The 16,410-nt window shown below is 61.4% G+C and carries 20 protein-coding genes; 13 read left to right on the top strand and 7 right to left on the bottom strand.

What is annotated here, in order from left to right:
- Nucleotide 1: 1 nt before the first annotated feature.
- The 4 genes from NL123_RS06540 (at nucleotide 2) to NL123_RS06525 (ending at nucleotide 2,147) form a co-directional block, all read left to right on the top strand.
- Nucleotides 2–313 (top strand): Mpo1-like protein, encoded by a 312-nt coding sequence (locus NL123_RS06540; protein ID WP_248483980.1) that lies wholly within the window; start codon nucleotides 2–4, stop codon nucleotides 311–313.
- Nucleotides 314–460: 147 nt separating this feature from the next.
- Nucleotides 461–589: a hypothetical protein gene (locus tag NL123_RS06535; RefSeq protein WP_268801941.1), complete on the top strand. Its 129-nt coding sequence runs from the start codon at nucleotides 461–463 to the stop codon at nucleotides 587–589.
- A gap of 74 nt (nucleotides 590–663) precedes the next feature.
- The gene (locus NL123_RS06530; RefSeq protein ID WP_248483982.1) at nucleotides 664–846 is read left to right on the top strand and encodes a hypothetical protein; all 183 of its coding nucleotides are present in this window, start codon (nucleotides 664–666) and stop codon (nucleotides 844–846) included.
- A 104-nt stretch (nucleotides 847–950) separates the two neighbouring features.
- Nucleotides 951–2,147, top strand: coding sequence for an MFS transporter (locus tag NL123_RS06525; RefSeq protein ID WP_248483984.1), 1,197 nt, complete (start codon nucleotides 951–953; stop codon nucleotides 2,145–2,147).
- Here the strand turns inward: NL123_RS06525 and arfB are convergent.
- On the bottom strand, nucleotides 2,144–2,557 hold the full coding sequence (arfB, locus tag NL123_RS06520) for an alternative ribosome rescue aminoacyl-tRNA hydrolase ArfB (RefSeq protein ID WP_494357434.1): 414 nt from the start codon (nucleotides 2,555–2,557) through the stop codon (nucleotides 2,144–2,146). The genes NL123_RS06525 and arfB overlap by 4 nt on opposite strands.
- 115 nt (nucleotides 2,558–2,672) lie before the next feature.
- The gene (locus NL123_RS06515; protein ID WP_494357433.1) at nucleotides 2,673–4,094 is read right to left on the bottom strand and encodes an amino acid permease; all 1,422 of its coding nucleotides are present in this window, start codon (nucleotides 4,092–4,094) and stop codon (nucleotides 2,673–2,675) included.
- Between the two features lie 638 nt (nucleotides 4,095–4,732).
- Between NL123_RS06515 and NL123_RS06510 the strand changes: the two genes are divergently transcribed.
- Both NL123_RS06510 and NL123_RS06505 read left to right on the top strand, forming a co-directional pair.
- Nucleotides 4,733–4,870, top strand: a complete 138-nt coding sequence (locus tag NL123_RS06510; RefSeq protein ID WP_003175756.1) for a hypothetical protein — start codon at nucleotides 4,733–4,735, stop codon at nucleotides 4,868–4,870.
- 73 nt (nucleotides 4,871–4,943) lie between these two features.
- Nucleotides 4,944–5,903: a CgnE/CgnB domain-containing protein gene (locus NL123_RS06505; protein ID WP_494357432.1), complete on the top strand. Its 960-nt coding sequence runs from the start codon at nucleotides 4,944–4,946 to the stop codon at nucleotides 5,901–5,903.
- A 196-nt stretch (nucleotides 5,904–6,099) separates the two neighbouring features.
- Here NL123_RS06505 and rluB read toward each other — a convergent pair whose 3' ends face one another.
- The 5 genes from rluB to NL123_RS06480 all read right to left on the bottom strand — a co-directional run bounded on the left by rluB (nucleotide 6,100) and on the right by NL123_RS06480 (nucleotide 10,757).
- Nucleotides 6,100–7,311 carry a 23S rRNA pseudouridine(2605) synthase RluB gene (gene rluB / locus NL123_RS06500; RefSeq protein ID WP_025858414.1) on the bottom strand — a complete coding sequence of 404 codons (1,212 nt, stop codon included), beginning with the start codon at nucleotides 7,309–7,311 and terminating at the stop codon, nucleotides 6,100–6,102.
- 187 nt (nucleotides 7,312–7,498) lie between these two features.
- Entirely contained in the window at nucleotides 7,499–8,419 is a 921-nt protein-coding gene (gene scpB, locus NL123_RS06495) for an SMC-Scp complex subunit ScpB (RefSeq protein WP_248483997.1), read from the bottom strand.
- 12 nt (nucleotides 8,420–8,431) lie between these two features.
- Nucleotides 8,432–9,250, bottom strand: coding sequence for a segregation and condensation protein A (locus NL123_RS06490; RefSeq protein ID WP_494357431.1), 819 nt, complete (start codon nucleotides 9,248–9,250; stop codon nucleotides 8,432–8,434).
- On the bottom strand, nucleotides 9,251–9,880 hold the full coding sequence (locus tag NL123_RS06485; protein ID WP_248483999.1) for an L-threonylcarbamoyladenylate synthase: 630 nt from the start codon (nucleotides 9,878–9,880) through the stop codon (nucleotides 9,251–9,253).
- A gap of 13 nt (nucleotides 9,881–9,893) precedes the next feature.
- The gene (locus tag NL123_RS06480) at nucleotides 9,894–10,757 is read right to left on the bottom strand and encodes a PHP domain-containing protein (RefSeq protein ID WP_248484001.1); all 864 of its coding nucleotides are present in this window, start codon (nucleotides 10,755–10,757) and stop codon (nucleotides 9,894–9,896) included.
- Nucleotides 10,758–10,844: 87 nt separating this feature from the next.
- Here NL123_RS06480 and NL123_RS06475 point away from each other — a divergent pair, with 87 nt between their 5' ends.
- The 7 genes from NL123_RS06475 to NL123_RS06445 all read left to right on the top strand — a co-directional run bounded on the left by NL123_RS06475 (nucleotide 10,845) and on the right by NL123_RS06445 (nucleotide 16,329).
- Nucleotides 10,845–11,441 (top strand): septation protein A, encoded by a 597-nt coding sequence (locus NL123_RS06475; protein ID WP_071489418.1) that lies wholly within the window; start codon nucleotides 10,845–10,847, stop codon nucleotides 11,439–11,441.
- A 1-nt stretch (nucleotide 11,442) separates the two neighbouring features.
- A complete protein-coding gene (locus NL123_RS06470; RefSeq protein ID WP_071489417.1) occupies nucleotides 11,443–11,742 on the top strand; it encodes a YciI family protein in 300 nt (99 codons plus the stop codon).
- A gap of 106 nt (nucleotides 11,743–11,848) precedes the next feature.
- Nucleotides 11,849–12,256, top strand: a complete 408-nt coding sequence (locus NL123_RS06465; RefSeq protein WP_494357430.1) for an SH3 domain-containing protein — start codon at nucleotides 11,849–11,851, stop codon at nucleotides 12,254–12,256.
- A gap of 7 nt (nucleotides 12,257–12,263) precedes the next feature.
- Nucleotides 12,264–12,941, top strand: coding sequence for a response regulator transcription factor (locus NL123_RS06460; RefSeq protein ID WP_494357429.1), 678 nt, complete (start codon nucleotides 12,264–12,266; stop codon nucleotides 12,939–12,941).
- A gap of 121 nt (nucleotides 12,942–13,062) precedes the next feature.
- Entirely contained in the window at nucleotides 13,063–13,527 is a 465-nt protein-coding gene (locus tag NL123_RS06455; protein WP_248484005.1) for an LTXXQ domain protein, read from the top strand.
- A gap of 68 nt (nucleotides 13,528–13,595) precedes the next feature.
- Nucleotides 13,596–14,939, top strand: coding sequence for a sensor histidine kinase (locus tag NL123_RS06450; RefSeq protein ID WP_248484007.1), 1,344 nt, complete (start codon nucleotides 13,596–13,598; stop codon nucleotides 14,937–14,939).
- A gap of 40 nt (nucleotides 14,940–14,979) precedes the next feature.
- A complete protein-coding gene (locus tag NL123_RS06445) occupies nucleotides 14,980–16,329 on the top strand; it encodes a CoA transferase (RefSeq protein WP_494357428.1) in 1,350 nt (449 codons plus the stop codon).
- The last annotated feature ends 81 nt before the right edge of the window (nucleotides 16,330–16,410 follow it).

Genomic DNA, 16,410 nt, shown 5'->3' with positions numbered 1-16,410 from the left:
TGTGGAAAACGTCAAGCGATTCAATAGCTTTGCTGAGTTCTACCCCTATTACCTGGCCGAGCACGCCAACAGTACCTGCCGGCGCCTGCATTTCATCGGTACCACGCTGGTGATCGGCATTCTGGCGTATGCCATCGGCCGGGGTTCGTTGGGCTTGCTGATCGCCTTGCCGATTGCCGGCTACAGCTTTGCCTGGATCGGCCACTTCTTCTTCGAAAAGAACCGCCCGGCGACCTTTCAGCACCCGTTTTATAGCCTGCTGGGAGACTTTGTGATGTACCGCGACATGATTCTGGGCAAGGTGCCGTTCTAGCCGAACGACCGTTTAAACGATGAAAGTTCATCCATCCGGCGACATAAAAATCTTTTTGTCATTTGCGGTGCTGTATCCTGCCAAGGCTTTTTGAGAGCGCGGAATCACCTGCGATTGAAAAAACAGACCTTGCGAGGAGCGACGACGATGCACGAGATACCTAATCTCCCCTTCCCAAGCCTGCACCCTACAGAGCAGCCAACACCGCAGCAGGCCAGCGACAAACAGCCTGAGGCCAAAGAAGCCAAACCAGTCGACAGCAAAAGCCAGGACTGACGCCGTAACAGACCGTGTGGAAAGCGCAACGTTGAGCGCTTTCCACACTGCCTGAATCAATCGAGACGCCCATCATGACCGATACCCTCCCCGACACCCCGGATACCGCCGTACTCGACGCTGCCCTGCAGATGGTCGAGGTGTGGAACCGCCTCAGCGCGGAGAAACAGGCCGTACTGCTCAAGCGTTTCGGCACCCAGGAAAACGCGCTGGCCGCCCTGGTCACCACCCAACTGCTGGCCCCTGCGCGCGCCTGACGTCTTTTTGATCCGAGGTTTTTGTGTTTTAGCGCCCTGCGCGAAGCAAACCACCGGTATCATTAGCAGCCTATCTTTACCTGCTGCGACAGTGGACCTCTCCCATGCCCGATATCCAGCGCCCCATGGCGGTCACGCTGCAAGTTGTTTCCATCGTCTTGTTCACCTTCATCGGCTACCTGAATATCGGTATTCCCCTGGCCGTGTTGCCGGGCTATGTCCACAGTGAACTGGGCTACGGTGCAGTGATTGCCGGCCTGGTGATCAGCGTGCAATACCTGGCCACCCTGCTGAGCCGCCCGTACGCGGGCAAGATCATCGACAACCTGGGCAGCAAACGCGCCGTGCTGATCGGCCTGGTCGGCTGTGGCCTGAGCGGCGTGTTCATGCTGCTCGCTGCGTGGTTCTCCAGCCTGCCAGCCTTGAGCCTGGGCAGCCTGTTGATCGGCCGCCTGGTGCTGGGCAGCGCGGAAAGCCTGGTGGGCTCGGGTGCCATCGGCTGGGGCATCGGCCGGGTCGGCGCGCAGAACACCGCCAAGGTTATTTCCTGGAACGGCATCGCCAGCTACGGCGCGCTGGCGGTCGGTGCTCCATTGGGCGTCGTGTTGGTGAAGAGTTTCGGGCTGTGGAGCATGGGGGTCAGCATCATCCTGCTGGCCATCGTCGGCCTGCTGTTGGCCTGGAACAAGGTCGCCGCACCGATTGTGGCCGGTGTACGCCTGCCGTTCATGAATGTACTGGGCCGGGTCTTGCCCCACGGCTGCGCGCTGGCACTGGGCTCGATTGGATTTGGCACCATCGCGACCTTCATCACCCTGTACTACACCACCCAGCACTGGGATAACGCGGTGTGGGCCTTGAGCTTGTTCGGCGCCAGCTTTATCGGCGCACGGCTGTTGTTCGGCAACCTGATCAACCGGATCGGCGGGTTTCGCGTGGCGATTGCCTGCCTGTCAGTAGAAATCTTTGGCCTGCTGTTGTTGTGGCTCGCGCCGGATGCCAGTTTGGCCCTGGCCGGTGCGGCGTTGAGCGGGTTTGGCTTTTCCCTGGTGTTTCCGGCCTTGGGCGTGGAAGCGGTCAACCTGGTGCCGGCGTCCAGCCGAGGCTCGGCGGTGGGCGCTTACTCGCTGTTCATCGACCTGTCGCTGGGCATCACCGGCCCGCTCGCCGGGGCCGTGGCGGCGGGGTTTGGCTTTGCGTCGATCTTCCTGTTCGCCGCCCTCGCCGCCTTGGGTGGCTTGCTGCTCAGTGTTTACCTGTACCGACAAGCGCCGAAAGCCCGTGAGGCACGCGGCGACTAAAAGTCGACCTTGCCACGCCCGGCCTTGATGCTGCCGCGCTTGGTCTTGGATTCGAGGCGACGTTTTTTCGAGCCCAGGGTCGGCTTGGTCGGGCGGCGCTTCTTCTCCACCTTGGTAGCGCTGAGGATCAACTCCACCAGGCGCTCCAGCGCATCCGCGCGGTTCTGCTCCTGGGTCCGGTATTGTTGCGCCTTGAGCACCAGCACGCCTTCACTGGTGATGCGACTGTCGCGCAGCGCCAGCAACCGTTCCTTGTAGAAGTCCGGCAGCGACGATGCGGGAATATCAAAGCGCAGGTGCACCGCACTCGACACCTTGTTGACGTTCTGCCCACCAGCGCCTTGGGCGCGGATGGCGGTCAGCTCGATCTCGGCGTCGGGCAGGTGGACGTTGGTGGAAATCACCAGCATGAGCAGCAGGCACCTCTAAAGGGGGGAAGCCCAAGGATACGCGAATGCGCCCTCCGCCATCCCTCCAAGCAACAAACCCGGCACATGGCCGGGTTTGCTTGATCACACTTTACGCTTACTTGACCGCTGGCACTGCCGCATCCAAGGCTCGCTGCGCACTGCGTTTGTTCTTGATTGCGTAACACACCGCCATAAACGCCACCCACACCGGAATCGCATACACCGACACCTGGATCCCCGGAATCATCAGCATGATCACCAGGATGAACACCACGAACGCCAGGCACACGAAGTTGCCGTAGGGATACCACAACGCCTTGAACAGCGGCACCTGGCCAGTGCGGTTCATGTGCTGGCGGAACTTGAAGTGGGAGAAGCTGATCATCGCCCAGTTGATCACCAACGTGGCCACCACCAGGGACATCAGCAGTTCCAGCGCGTGCTGCGGAATCAGGTAGTTCATCAACACCGCCACCAGGGTGATCGCCGCCGAGGCGAGGATGGAACGCACCGGCACGCCGCGCTTGTCGATCTTGGCCAATGCCTTGGGCGCATCGCCCTGCTCGGCCATGCCCAGCAACATGCGGCTGTTGCAGTAAGTGCCGCTGTTGTACACCGACAGCGCCGCCGTCAGGACCACAAAGTTGAGGATATGCGCGGCGGTGTTGCTGCCCAGCATTGAGAACACCTGCACGAACGGGCTGCCACTGTAGGCGTCGCCAGAGGCGTTGAGGGTTTCAAGCAGGCTGTCCCATGGCGTCAGCGACAACAGCACCACCAGGGCACCGATGTAGAAAATCAGGATGCGGTAGATCACCTGGTTGATCGCCTTCGGGATCACGGTGCGCGGCTTGTCCGCCTCAGCAGCAGTGAAACCGAGCATTTCCAGGCCGCCGAAGGAGAACATGATGATCGCCATGGCCATCACCAATCCGCCGACGCCGTGGGGAAAGAAGCCACCGTGTTCCCACAGGTTGCTGACCGACGCCTGCGGCCCGCCGCTGCCGCTGACCAGCAAATAGCTGCCCAGGGCGATCATGCCGACGATGGCCACCACCTTGATGATCGCGAACCAGAACTCGGCCTCACCGAACACTTTGACGTTGGCCAGGTTGATCAGGTTGATCAGCACGAAGAACGCCGCGGCCGAAACCCAGGTCGGAATCTCCGGCCACCAGTAATGCACGTATTTGCCGACGGCCGTCAGCTCCGACATACCCACCAGGATGTACAAAATCCAGCAGTTCCAGCCCGACAGGAAGCCGGCGAAACCGCCCCAGTACTTGTGGGCAAAGTGGCTGAAGGAACCGGCAACCGGCTCTTCGACGATCATTTCGCCGAGCTGGCGCATGATCATGAAGGCAATGAAGCCGCAGATGGCATAACCCAGGATCATCGACGGCCCGGCTGATTTGAGCACCCCGGCCGAGCCGAGGAACAGGCCGGTGCCGATGGCGCCACCGAGGGCGATCAACTGGATATGTCGGTTTTTCAGGCCGCGTTTCAGCTCGCCTGAAGAGGAATGGGGTCCACTCATGAAAAGGGTCTCACGCAAGGTTTGAGAAGATTGATTGCAGGTTGCTGCCTTGAATTACCGACTCAAGCAGCGCCGCTCAAACCCCAGCGCAGGCACCAGGAGTACAGCGTCTTTCTAACGGTCATGCGTCACCTGTTTGTTTTTATCTGTGACGAAATCGAACCCGTCCGGCTCGTGGCCAGGCGGAGTGATCAGGGTGGGTACACCCTGAGGTCTTGGCCTTTAGCGTGGTTACGCAAGGGGGTCACAGTAAAACGCGGCGCATTGTACACCGCTCGACCGCTTGGGGCCGCCCGCCAAAAGCGTGTGCGACGATCTGTCAGGTAATCCTTACAGCGCAAGATCAACCAATAATGTCGCCATTTACGCGTAAATTAATCGTTACAGCATGGAAAATTCACGTTACAGCCGTGATCTGAATAAAAAATGACGGTCAGAAATTTCCTGCAATTCAGCGCTGCCAGTTGTCTGTTTTTCCTCAAGAAACAATCAAACACCAAAAACAGAACAAAAAATCCAAATGAAACCGTGTCAATAAAAATTTTGCATTTTGAAACACTCTCTCCTAGGTTCTTTGCACTTGCCCGCGAAGCCCGTTGGCAAGCCGTTCTCAAACACCGTCCTCTAGGAGATACACCATGCAAGCACTGGAAAACGACCTGGAAACCGAACTGCAACTCGACGACTGGTTTGAAGCGCCGACCCATGAGGCCGCCGTAGAAATGATGCAAGCCGACGCTGTTGTGCCATTTGGCACAGCGATGTGGCCCTTCTAAAAACCGGCACGCTCCCGGCAGGTGCCGTGCACGGCACCTGCTCCCTTACCCAAGGCACAGAAGGACGCACGTCATGGACAAGGCCCGCGCCGTCGAACATTTTCTCTACTACCTCGCGCACCACCCGGCCCTCAATGGCCTGAGCCGCCCCACCGTGCTGCTGGGCCATACCGAGCGCTACGACGCCATCGCCCAGACGATCACCCAGGGCAGCGCCGCCCCTTTCAACTTCCAGGTGCAGCGCCTGGACCTGGCCGCCAGCGACACCCTGGCCCAGGCCATCGAAGCCTGCGACCTGTACCTGTTTCTCTACGACTCCTCCACCTTGCCCAACCCTCGCGCCGAAGGCCCGGACTTTATCCGTGCCCTGCAAGGCGTGATGGCCGAACACTGGAAAAAATCCCTGCTGTTCAAGGATTATGGCGACTATTTCTATGACACCTTCAGCGTCGAGCCCCAACGCATTGCCGACCTCAATGCCACGCTGATCCGGCGCATGTCCCAGGCCAACGTGCTGAGCTTTACCGACAAACATGGCTCACGGCTGGAAGCGCCAATGAGCAGCATCAAGAAGTGGACCAATATCAACGGAGTCGGCAATCACGACCTGGCCCCGGGCGAGATCGCCACCCACAGTGAGGCTATCAATGGTCAGGTGCGGTTTGTCGGCACCTTTCTCAGCACCATCCCGTTTGCGCGCAAATATGGTGTGCTGCAATCGCCGCTGGAGTTGTGGATCGAGAACTCGACCATCTGCAGCGTGGCCAGTGAAGTGCCGGGGTTGGCCGATGATTTCAACAAGTACCTGAATGCCAACCCGTCGAACCGGCGTGTGGAAGAGTTGGGGATTGGTACCAATGAAGGGGTGAAGGATCTGTATGCGCGCAACGCCGGGTTCGAGGAGCGCCATTGCGGGTTGCACCTGGGACTGGGCGGTGGGCAGAAAGGCAGCCATCATCTGGATCTGATCTTTGCCAGTGGGGTGTTGGCGCTGGATGACAAGCCGGTGTTTGATGGGGCCTTTGCGTTCTGAGCAAAGCGTTAACTAACGCTGAAAATCTGAATGTGGGAGGGGGCTTGCCCCCGATGGCAGTGTGTCAGTTTGCACATGCCTTGGCTGAACCAACGCTATCGGGGGCAAGCCCCCTCCCACAGTTGAATGCATTTCAAATTCAGATTAAAAAAAACGCCAACCCGAGGGTTGGCGTTTTTGTGCAGCAATTAAAACATCACTGCGGCTTCTTGCGACCAAAACCAGGACGCTGGCCAGAACCGGCCGGTGCGCCACGGCGCTTGCCAGACGGCTCGTCCGCGACCAGTTTCGGGCCGGGACGCTTGTTAGCGGCAGGCTTGGCTGGACGCTTGGTGCTGGCGTTGTCGGCCGGGCGATCCGCTTCACCCCGGTTGCTGCGGCCACCCGATGGGGCAGGACGCGGCGCACGTGGCGCACGCTCGCCTTCCTGACGCGACGGCGCGGTTGGGCGGCGCTCACCTTCGATCTGCGGCTCACGGGAAATACGACCGCCGGTCGCCGGAGCATTCAACGCCGGGCGCAGGGTGCGGGCAACCCGCTCGGTGCGCGCCACCGGGCGCGACGATTTACGCTGCATACGCTCAAGCTTGTCTTTGCTCTTGGCGTTCATCTGCGGCATCGCCACCGGCGTCAGGCCGACTTCGGCACTGAGGATGTCGACTTCGTACTGGCTCATTTCGCGCCAGCGGCCCATCGGCAGGTCGGAGTTGAGGAATACCGGGCCGAAACGCACGCGCTTCAGGCGGCTGACCACCAGGCCCTGGGATTCCCACAGGCGACGCACTTCACGGTTACGGCCTTCCATCACCACGCAGTGGTACCAGTGGTTGAAACCTTCACCACCTGGCGCCTGCTTGATGTCGGTGAACTTGGCCGGGCCGTCTTCCAGCACCACGCCCGCCTTGAGGCGCTCGATCATCTCGTCGTCGACTTCGCCGCGTACACGCACGGCGTACTCGCGGTCCATCTCGTAGGACGGGTGCATCAGGCGGTTGGCCAATTCACCGTCGGTGGTGAACATCAGCAAGCCAGTGGTGTTGATATCCAGGCGACCGATGTTGATCCAGCGGCCTTCTTTGGGCTTGGGCATCTTGTCGAACACGGTCGGACGGCCTTCCGGGTCGTCGCGGGTGCAGATCTCGCCATCGGGCTTGTTGTACATGATCACGCGGCGCACCGATTCGGCGGCCTCTTCACGCTTGATGACCTTGCCATCGATGGTGATTGCGTCGTGCAGGTCGACGCGCTGGCCGAGGGTAGCCTCGACGCCGTTGACCTTGATGCGCTTCTGGGTGATCCAGGCTTCGACGTCGCGGCGCGAGCCCACGCCGATACGCGCCAGCACCTTTTGCAGTTTTTCGCCTGCTGGGCCGATTTCCTGGCTGTCGTTCTGGTCTTTGTCGTTCATCTTAAGCACCTCCCGGTGGGTCGATTCAGGCGTGGCCTGAAGAGTGTTGAAAGCGGGGCTTTGGCCGAATAGCTCGGCAAAGGGTCGCGAATCATACGCGCATGGCGCGCGTTGCGCATCAGAGACTAGTCGATTAGTGGCCGGCAATCGGTTTTTCCGCCGACCGGTGGGCCATGTGGGATCCGGGTCAATCTTCGAACTGGCGACGCTCGGCCTCGATAGCTTCGGCCAGGGCCCGGGCTTCGTCTTCTTCGTCGCTCAGCGGCGGCTGTTCGAGGGCGGCGACGGCGGCCAGGAGTTTTTCACGGGCTTCGGCGACGCCGAGGATGTCTTCTTCAGGTTCGGGCTCAGGTTCAGGGTCAACGGTTTCCTGGGGTTCTGCCTCAGTCGCACCATCGCGCAGCAAGTCATCAAAGTCGGTCTTGATGCCCTGCTCCATGTCGTCCAGTTCCAGCAGCAAGGTGTGGAAGCTGGTTTCGTCCTTCGGTTCTTCCGGCTCTGCTGTCGCATCGGCGAGCTCCTGCAGGCTGGCCGGCACCGGGGCATCGTCGAAGTCGAGCACCGGCTCCGCTTCCATTTCGCGCAATTCGGCCAGCGGCGGCAAGTCGTCGAGGTTTTTCAGGTTGAAATGGTCGAGGAACACCTTGGTGGTTGCAAACATCGCCGGTTTGCCGGGCACGTCACGGTAACCGACGATGCGGATCCACTCGCGCTCCAGCAACGTCTTGACGATATGGCTGTTGACCGCCACGCCCCGCACGTCCTCGATCTCACCCCGGGTGATCGGCTGGCGATAGGCGATCAGCGCCATGGTCTCCAGCATCGCCCGAGAATAACGCTGGGGGCGCTCTTCCCACAGGCGTCCGACCCAAGGGGAAAATTTCTCACGAATCTGCAGGCGATAACCCGACGCCACTTCGCGTAATTCAAAAGCACGGCCGTCGCAGGATTTGCGCAGAATCTCCAGCGCCTTCTTGAACACCGGCGGCTCGGGACGTTCGGCCTCTTCAAAGAGCTCGAACAAACGCTCCAGGGATTGCGGTTTGCCCGACGCCAGTAGGAAAGCTTCCAGCAGCGGTGCCAGTTCGCGGGGTTCAGTCAGATTCATCGATTCAGCTCTTTATTCGGCTCGCGCCCGCACGTGGATAGCCGCAAAAGGCTCATTCTGGACCAGCTCGACCAACGACTCCTTGACCAGTTCGAGGATCGCCATAAACGTCACCACCACCCCCAGGCGCCCTTCTTCGGTGGTGAACAGCTCGACAAACGGCACGAAGCCGCCGCCCTTGAGGCGCTCCAGCACGTCGCTCATGCGCTCGCGGGTGGACAGCGCCTCGCGGCTGACCTGGTGACTTTCAAACATATCGCCCCGGCGCAGCACCTCGGCCATGGACATCAGCAATTCTTCCAGGCTCACGTCCGGCAACAGTTTGCGCGCACGGGCCTCGGGGGCATCCAGCTTGGGCACCACCACGTCGCGGCCCACCCGGCTCAGGCCATCGATGCCTTCGGCGGCGGCCTTGAAGCGTTCGTACTCCTGCAGGCGTCGGATCAGTTCAGCGCGTGGGTCGTCTTCTTCGGCCTCCACCGTCTCCGAGCGCGGCAGCAGCATGCGCGACTTGATCTCGGCGAGCATGGCAGCCATCACCAGGTACTCGGCGGCCAGCTCCAGGCGCACCGACTGCATCAGCTCCACATAGCCCATGTACTGGCGCGTGATTTCCGCCACCGGAATATCGAGGATGTTGATGTTCTGCTTGCGGATCAAATACAGCAGCAAATCCAGCGGGCCTTCGAAAGCCTCCAGGAAGACTTCCAGCGCGTCCGGCGGAATGTACAGATCCAGGGGCATTTCCATGACCGCCTGGCCGTACACGATGGCAAACGGCAGTTCCTGCTGGGCGCCCGCCTGGCTGTCGACGGTTTCCACGGCTGACATTCAGGCCTCGACCATGAACGGCGCCGGGTCGCCGCAACCCACGCGGATCACTTCGGGTTCGCCGTCGGCCAGGTTGATCACGGTGGAAGCTTTGCCGCCGCCGAAACCGCCGTCGATGATCAGGTCCACCTGCTTTTCCAGGAGCTGACGCATTTCATACGGATCTTCCAGGGGATGGGTGTCGCCGGGCATGATCAACGACACGCTCATCAACGGCTCACCCAGTTCTTCAAGCAGCGCCAGGGCAATGGGATGCTCTGGCACCCGCAGGCCAATGGTGCGCTTCTTCGGGTGCAGCAGCAGGCGCGGCACTTCGCGGGTGGCATTCAGAATAAAGGTGTAGGGCCCCGGCGTGTGAGCCTTGAGCAGGCGGAAGGTGCCGGTGTCGACCTTGGCGAACAGCCCCAACTGGGACAGGTCACTGCAGATCAGTGCGAAGTTGTGCTTGTCGTCCAACTGGCGCAGGCGTCTTACCCGCTCGACCGCGCCCTTGTCGCCGATCTGGCAACCAATGGCGTAGGACGAATCGGTTGGGTAGATCACCACGCCGCCGGCGCGGATGATCTCGACGGCCTGTTTGATCAGGCGCGCCTGGGGGTTTTCCGGATGAATCTGGAAGAATTGACTCACGTGTTCTACCTGTTCAGACGGTGGCAATAATGGGGTCATGCTTGAATCGCCCCCACAAGAGCGGCAAATCTTCCGGGACGGGGCGATACTCGCCGATCTCGGACCAGCCGCCTGGGCCATGAAAATCACTGCCGGCACTGACCAGCAGACCAAATTCGCGGGCAAGAATCGCCAGGCTGCCGACCTGCTCGGCGGGTTGATGCCCGTTGACCACTTCGATTGCGTGGCCGCCCGCTCCAATATAGTCGGCAATCAGCTTGCGGCGCTTGCTGCGGGTGAAATCGTAGTGCCAGGGATGGGCCAGGCTGACCCAGGCCCCGGAGGCCCGCAGGGTCTCGACGGTGTCCTCCAGGGTCGGCCAGTGTTGCTTCACATCACCCAACTTGCCGGCGCCCAGCCATTTGCGGAACGCTTCGGCGCGGTCCTTTACAAAACCTTCACGTACCATCCAGTCGGCAAAGTGCGGCCGCGCGGGTGCGTTGCCGCTGTCACCCAGTTCCTGCTGGATGGCGCGGGCGCCTTCCAGGGCACCGGACATGCCTTTAAGGCCGAGCTTGCGGCTTATTTCTTCGGACCGCAGCCAGCGGCCATCGTGCAACTGGGCAATGGCGGCGACCAAAGGCGGGGCTTTTTGATCAAAGCCGTAGCCGAGTACATGAATGGTGGCGCCACCCCAGGTGCAGGACAACTCCACACCGTTGACCAGCTGCATGCCCAACGCATGCGCGGCTTCGCGGGCTTCGTCGAGGCCTTCGAGGGTGTCGTGGTCGGTCAACGCCAGGACTCGCACGCCTTTTTCAAACGCACGCGCAACCAGTAACGCAGGCGCCAGGGCGCCGTCGGAGGCCGTGCTGTGGCAGTGCAAATCAACATTCACGGGGATGTGTAACCTCAAGTCAGCTGGCGCTTTCGCTACCAAGGATGTTTGTTATTATGCCGCCACATCCAGCTTCTGGCTCTTACTGTGAAACAATTCATCGACTTCATCCCGCTGTTGCTGTTTTTCATCGTTACCAAGCTCGACCCCAGGGTCATCGAAATCGCCGGTCATGCGTTCTCGTTCGGGGGCATCTACAGCGCCACCGCCGTACTGATCATCAGCTCTATCGTCGTCTACGGCGCCATTTTCATCTCCCAGCGCAAGCTGGAAAAAAGCCAATGGCTCACCCTGGTCGCATGCCTGGTATTCGGCGGCCTGACCCTGGCCTTCCACAGCGAAACCTTCCTCAAATGGAAAGCGCCGGTGGTGAACTGGCTGTTCGCCCTGGTGTTTATCGGCAGCCACTTCATCGGTGACCGCCTGTTGATCAAGCGGATCATGGGCCACGCGCTGACCCTGCCGGATCCGGTGTGGACACGCCTGAACGTTGCGTGGATCGTGTTCTTCCTGTTCTGCGGCGCCGCCAACCTGTTCGTGGCCTTTACCTTCCAGGACTACTGGGTCGACTTCAAGGTCTTCGGCAGCCTGGCCATGACCGTGCTGTTCCTGGTCGGCCAGGGTATCTACCTGTCGCGCCACCTGCATGACGTCGCCCCTACCACCCCGAAAACCGAGGATTGACATGCTCTACGCCATCATTGCCACCGACGTTGCCGACTCGCTGGAAAAACGCCTGAGCGTGCGCCCGGCCCATGTCGAGCGCCTCAAGCAGTTGCAGGCCGAAGGGCGTATCGTGCTGGCGGGTCCACACCCTGCGGTAGACAGCAACGACCCAGGCGACGCCGGTTTCACCGGTAGCCTGATCGTCGCCGAGTTTGCCTCCCTGGCCGATGCCCAGGCCTGGGCCAAGGCTGATCCTTATGTAGCTGCCGGCGTTTACGCCGACGTCGTGATCAAGCCGTTCAAGCAAGTCCTGCCTTGATAACGGCCACGCCGAACCTAATCGGTTCGGCGCGCTCCTAATTGCTCATTATTCTCGGTAACCTGCCGACAACGTTCTGAATATTCGTGTGGAATCAGGAGTTCCGATGCGCTTACGTCAGTTGTGTCTGTTGGCAGTGGTAATGATCGGGGCTACGGCCCACGCTGAAGAAACCTCGAACACCGGCAGTTCCACGCCTCTGTCCTTGAGTGCCGGCGCCCAGATCACCGAGTTGCAGCAGCGGTTGAAAGAGAGCGAACGCCAGCGTGAAGAATTGAGCAAGCAACTGCAAAACGTAGATGCTACCCGCGAAAGCGCCCAACTGAGTCGCCTTCGCCAAGAGAACCAACGCCTGGCCCAGCAACTCAAAGAAACACAGGGCGGCGCCTTGACCCGATGGCTGACCGAGCAGCAACAATGGTTCGTCACCGGTGGGGCCGTGGCGCTGATCGCCTTGCTGTGCGGGATCTTCGCCAGCGGTGGGCACCGTCGCCGTCGACAATGGCTAAATTGAGTGAGTCATGAGCGAGCTGTTACTGATAGATGATGACCAGGAGCTCTGCGAGCTGCTGACCAGTTGGTTGAGCCAGGAAGGCTTCCACGTACGCGCCTGCCATGACGGTTTGAGCGCCCGCAAAGCCTTGGCCGACAGTGCCCCGGCCGCAGTGGTGCTCGACGTGATGCTGCCCGACGGCAGCGGCCTGGAACTGCTCAAGCAATTACGCAACGACCACCCGGAGCTGCCGGTGCTGATGCTGTCGGCGCGCGGCGAACCACTGGACCGCATTCTCGGCCTGGAACTGGGTGCCGACGATTACCTGGCCAAGCCCTGCGACCCACGCGAGCTCACCGCACGCCTGCGCGCCGTGCTGCGCCGCAGCCACCCGGCCGCCGTGTCCACCCAGCTCGAATTGGGCGACCTGTGTTTCAGCCCGGTGCGCGGCGTGGTCAGCATCGATGAACAGGAATTTTCCCTCACCGTCTCCGAAAGCCGCCTGCTGGAAGCCTTGCTACGCCAGCCCGGCGAGCCCTTGGACAAACAGGAACTGGCGCAGATCGCCCTGGGCCGCAAACTGACCCTTTACGATCGCAGCCTGGACATGCACGTGAGCAACCTGCGCAAAAAGATCGGCCCGCACCCGGACGGCCGACCACGCATCGTGGCGTTGCGCAGTCGGGGCTACTATTACAGCCTTTGAAGCAGCTATCAGCTGCCGCCTTCCCCTTACCAAACCTTTACCCTCTCCTGACGGCGGCTGACCTTGATCTCCGTAATCTACTCACATCCGGACTCACCGGAATAGAGACAGGAGAATCACCATGCGCAAGACCCTTATCGCTTTGATGTTCGCCGCTGCCCTGCCGACCGTTGCCATGGCGGCAATGCCCGAAGGCCCAGGCCCGATGGGCGGCCCCGAAGGCCATATGATGGGTGGCCCGGGTCACGACGGCGAACACGGTCCGCGTGGCAAAGGCGGCCCCTTCAGCCAACTGGACCTGAGCAAGGAACAGCGCCAGCAGATCGGCAAACTGATGGGCGACCAATGGCACGCTCGCAAGGACCTGACCAGAAAGTACCTGGACAAGCTCCCGGCTGCTGACCAGAAGGCCATGCAGGACGAAATCGCCGCCGGCAAGCAGAAAACCCAGGCGGATATCCGTGCGCTGCTCAAGCCAGACCAGCAGAAGAAATTCGACGAGATCGTCAAGCAGCAGGAACAGCGCCGCGCCGAATGGAAGGAATTCCAGGCCTGGAAAGCGCAACAGCCGCAAAAAGCGCAATAATGCCCTCGCGTTAACGCTCCCAGCCCAGTGGCCCCCGCCACTGGGCTTTTCCTGCTTGAGGGTTTCCTGTGCGTTCATTGTTCTGGCGCATCCTGGCCAGTTTCTGGCTGGCCATCGCCTTGGTTGCCGGGTTGTCGATCCTGCTTGGGCATATGCTCAATCAAGATGCCTGGATTCTCAGCCGTCACCCTGGCCTCAACAACCTGGCCGAAGAGTGGACCCAACTCTACGAAACCCAGGGTGAGGACGCTGCCCAGGAGTTGCTGCAACAGCGCAAACGCCAGTACCACATCGACGTGCAGGTGCTGAACGAAAGCGGCGAGCCGGTGGTGCGCGGCACCTTCCCACGCCGCGCCGCCGCCTTCGAAGCCCGCCAGAACGATAGCAAGGACGGCCACCTGCCCTGGCGCCGCCTGACCGCTGAATACACCAGTGAGAAGACCGGCGACACTTACCTGTTGATCTACCGCATCCCGCACCCGGAACTGGACGAATGGCATCGCAGCAGCCTGACATGGCCTTTGAGCGCATTGGTCATCGCCTTGGTGGTGCTGACCCTGTTCAGCCTGTTCGTCACACTGTCCATCACGCGCCCCTTAAGCCGACTGCGCGGCGCAGTGCATGACCTTGGGCAAGCCACCTACCAACAAAACAGCCTGGCGCAACTGGCCAACCGGCGCGATGAGTTCGGCGTACTGGCCACCGACTTCAACCGCATGGGCGCGCGCCTGCAAAGCCTGATCGGCAGCCAGCGCCAGTTGCTGCGCGACGTGTCCCACGAACTGCGCTCGCCCCTGGCCCGCCTGCGCATCGCCCTGGCCTTGGCTGAACGCGCCAGCCCCGAAGAACGCGAAAGACTCTGGCCTCGCCTGACCCGCGAATGTGATCGCCTGGAGGCTCTGATCAGCGAGATTCTGGTACTGGCCCGCGTCGATGCCGATAACGCCAGCGCCGAAGAAATCGACCTCAACCCGTTGCTCAAGACCCTGCAAAAAGACGCACAGCTCAGCGCGCCGGATCAGGTGGTGCAGCTCACCACCGACACCGAACTGCACCTCAAGGGGTGGCCGACCATGATCGAACGGGCAGTGGATAACCTGCTGCGCAACGCCCAGCGCTTCAACCCGCCGGGCCAGCCGATCGAGCTACACGCCCACCTTCACGGCGAGCATATTGTGATCAGCGTGCGCGACCACGGCCCCGGCGTTGACGCCGAACACCTGAGCCAATTGGGCGAACCGTTCTATCGCGCCCCAGGCCAGACCGCACAAGGCCACGGTCTGGGTCTGGCGATTGCCCGTCGCGCCGCCGAGCGCCATGGCGGCAACCTGTTCCTGGCCAATCATGCCCAAGGCGGTTTTATCGCCAGTATCGATCTGCCGCTGGAACCTGGGATTGTCACACCGGCCTGATCATCTTCTATAGTGGCCCTTCTCTTACGGAGGGCCGTTGATGACTGACCTGCTGACTCCCATCCAAGCCGCACTCGATCTACCGCGCACGCCGCTGACCAGCACCGAAGCCGGCGTCCTGCCCTCGGCCTTTGCCGTCACCGACCTGGCGGTTGCCAGTATCGGTGCCGCCGGCCAGGCCGTGGCCCAGTTGATCTTGCAACAGACCGGGCGACTGCCCGGCGTGAGTGTGGACCGGCGACTGGCGTCCTTCTGGTTCTCGTCATCGATTCGCCCGATAGGCTGGAAAACGCCACCGCTGTGGGACCCGGTGGCCGGTGACTACGCCTGCGCCGATGGCTGGATTCGCCTGCACACCAACGCGCCCCATCACCGCGCCGCCGCTGAACGGGTACTGGGCAAGGTGGCTGATCGCATCGCGATGGCCGGCAAGGTAGCCAATTGGAATGCCGCCGAACTGGAACAGGCGATTGTCGATGAAGGCGGTTGTGCCGCGCAGATGCGTACCTGGCAAGCCTGGCAAACCCACCCTCAGGGCCTGGCCGTCAATGCCGAGGCACTGGTGCAGCGCCAGACCTTGGCAACCTCCGTCGACAAACCCTGGCTCGGCTCGGTGGCGCGTCCACTGGCGGGCCTCAAGGTATTGGACCTGACCCGCGTGCTGGCCGGCCCGGTGGCCAGCCGTTTCCTCGCAGGGCTGGGTGCGGATGTATTGCGCATCGACTCACCGACCTGGAACGAGCCCGGCGTAGTGCCGGAAATGACCCTGGGCAAACGCTGCGCCCGCCGGGACTTGAAGAGCGCCCAAGGCCGGCTGGTTTTCGAAAGCCTGCTCAAGGACGCCGACATTGTGTTCCACGGCTACCGCGCCGACGCCCTGGAGCAATTGGGCTACACCGCCAGCGCCCTGCAAGCCATTGCCCCCGGCCTGATCGACGTGAGCCTCAACGCCTACGGTTGGAGCGGCCCGTGGCGCAACCGCCGGGGTTTCGACAGCCTGGTGCAGATGAGCAGCGGGATTGCCGCCGCAGGCATGGCCTGGAAACACGCGGACAAACCGGTGCCGCTGCCGTTGCAGGCACTGGATCACGCCACCGGGTATTTGATGGCGGCCAGTGCGATTCGGGCATTGAGCGAACGGTTGAAAACCGGCCGTGGCGGTTCGGCGCGGTTGTCGTTGGCGCGTACGGCGAAGTTGCTGGTGGACGCCGGGCAGGTGCCGGAGCAGCCGGCATTGCGGGCCGAGCAACCGAGCGATCAAGGCCTGGTAGTGGAACAGACGGCCTGGGGCCAGGCGCATCGATTGTTGCCGCCGGTGACTATCAGCGGCACGCCGTTGCAGTGGGATCTGCCGGCTGGGGAACTGGGTTCACACCGAGCGCAGTGGTGACTCGACTATCGCCATCGGGGGCAAGCCCCCTCCCACATTTTTGGATGTTGTTCACAAATCAAACTGTGGGAGGGGGCTTGC

It is taken from the genome of Pseudomonas sp. FBCC-B1565 (assembly GCF_059133265.1).
This window is presented reverse-complemented; position numbering and strand designations above follow the sequence as displayed.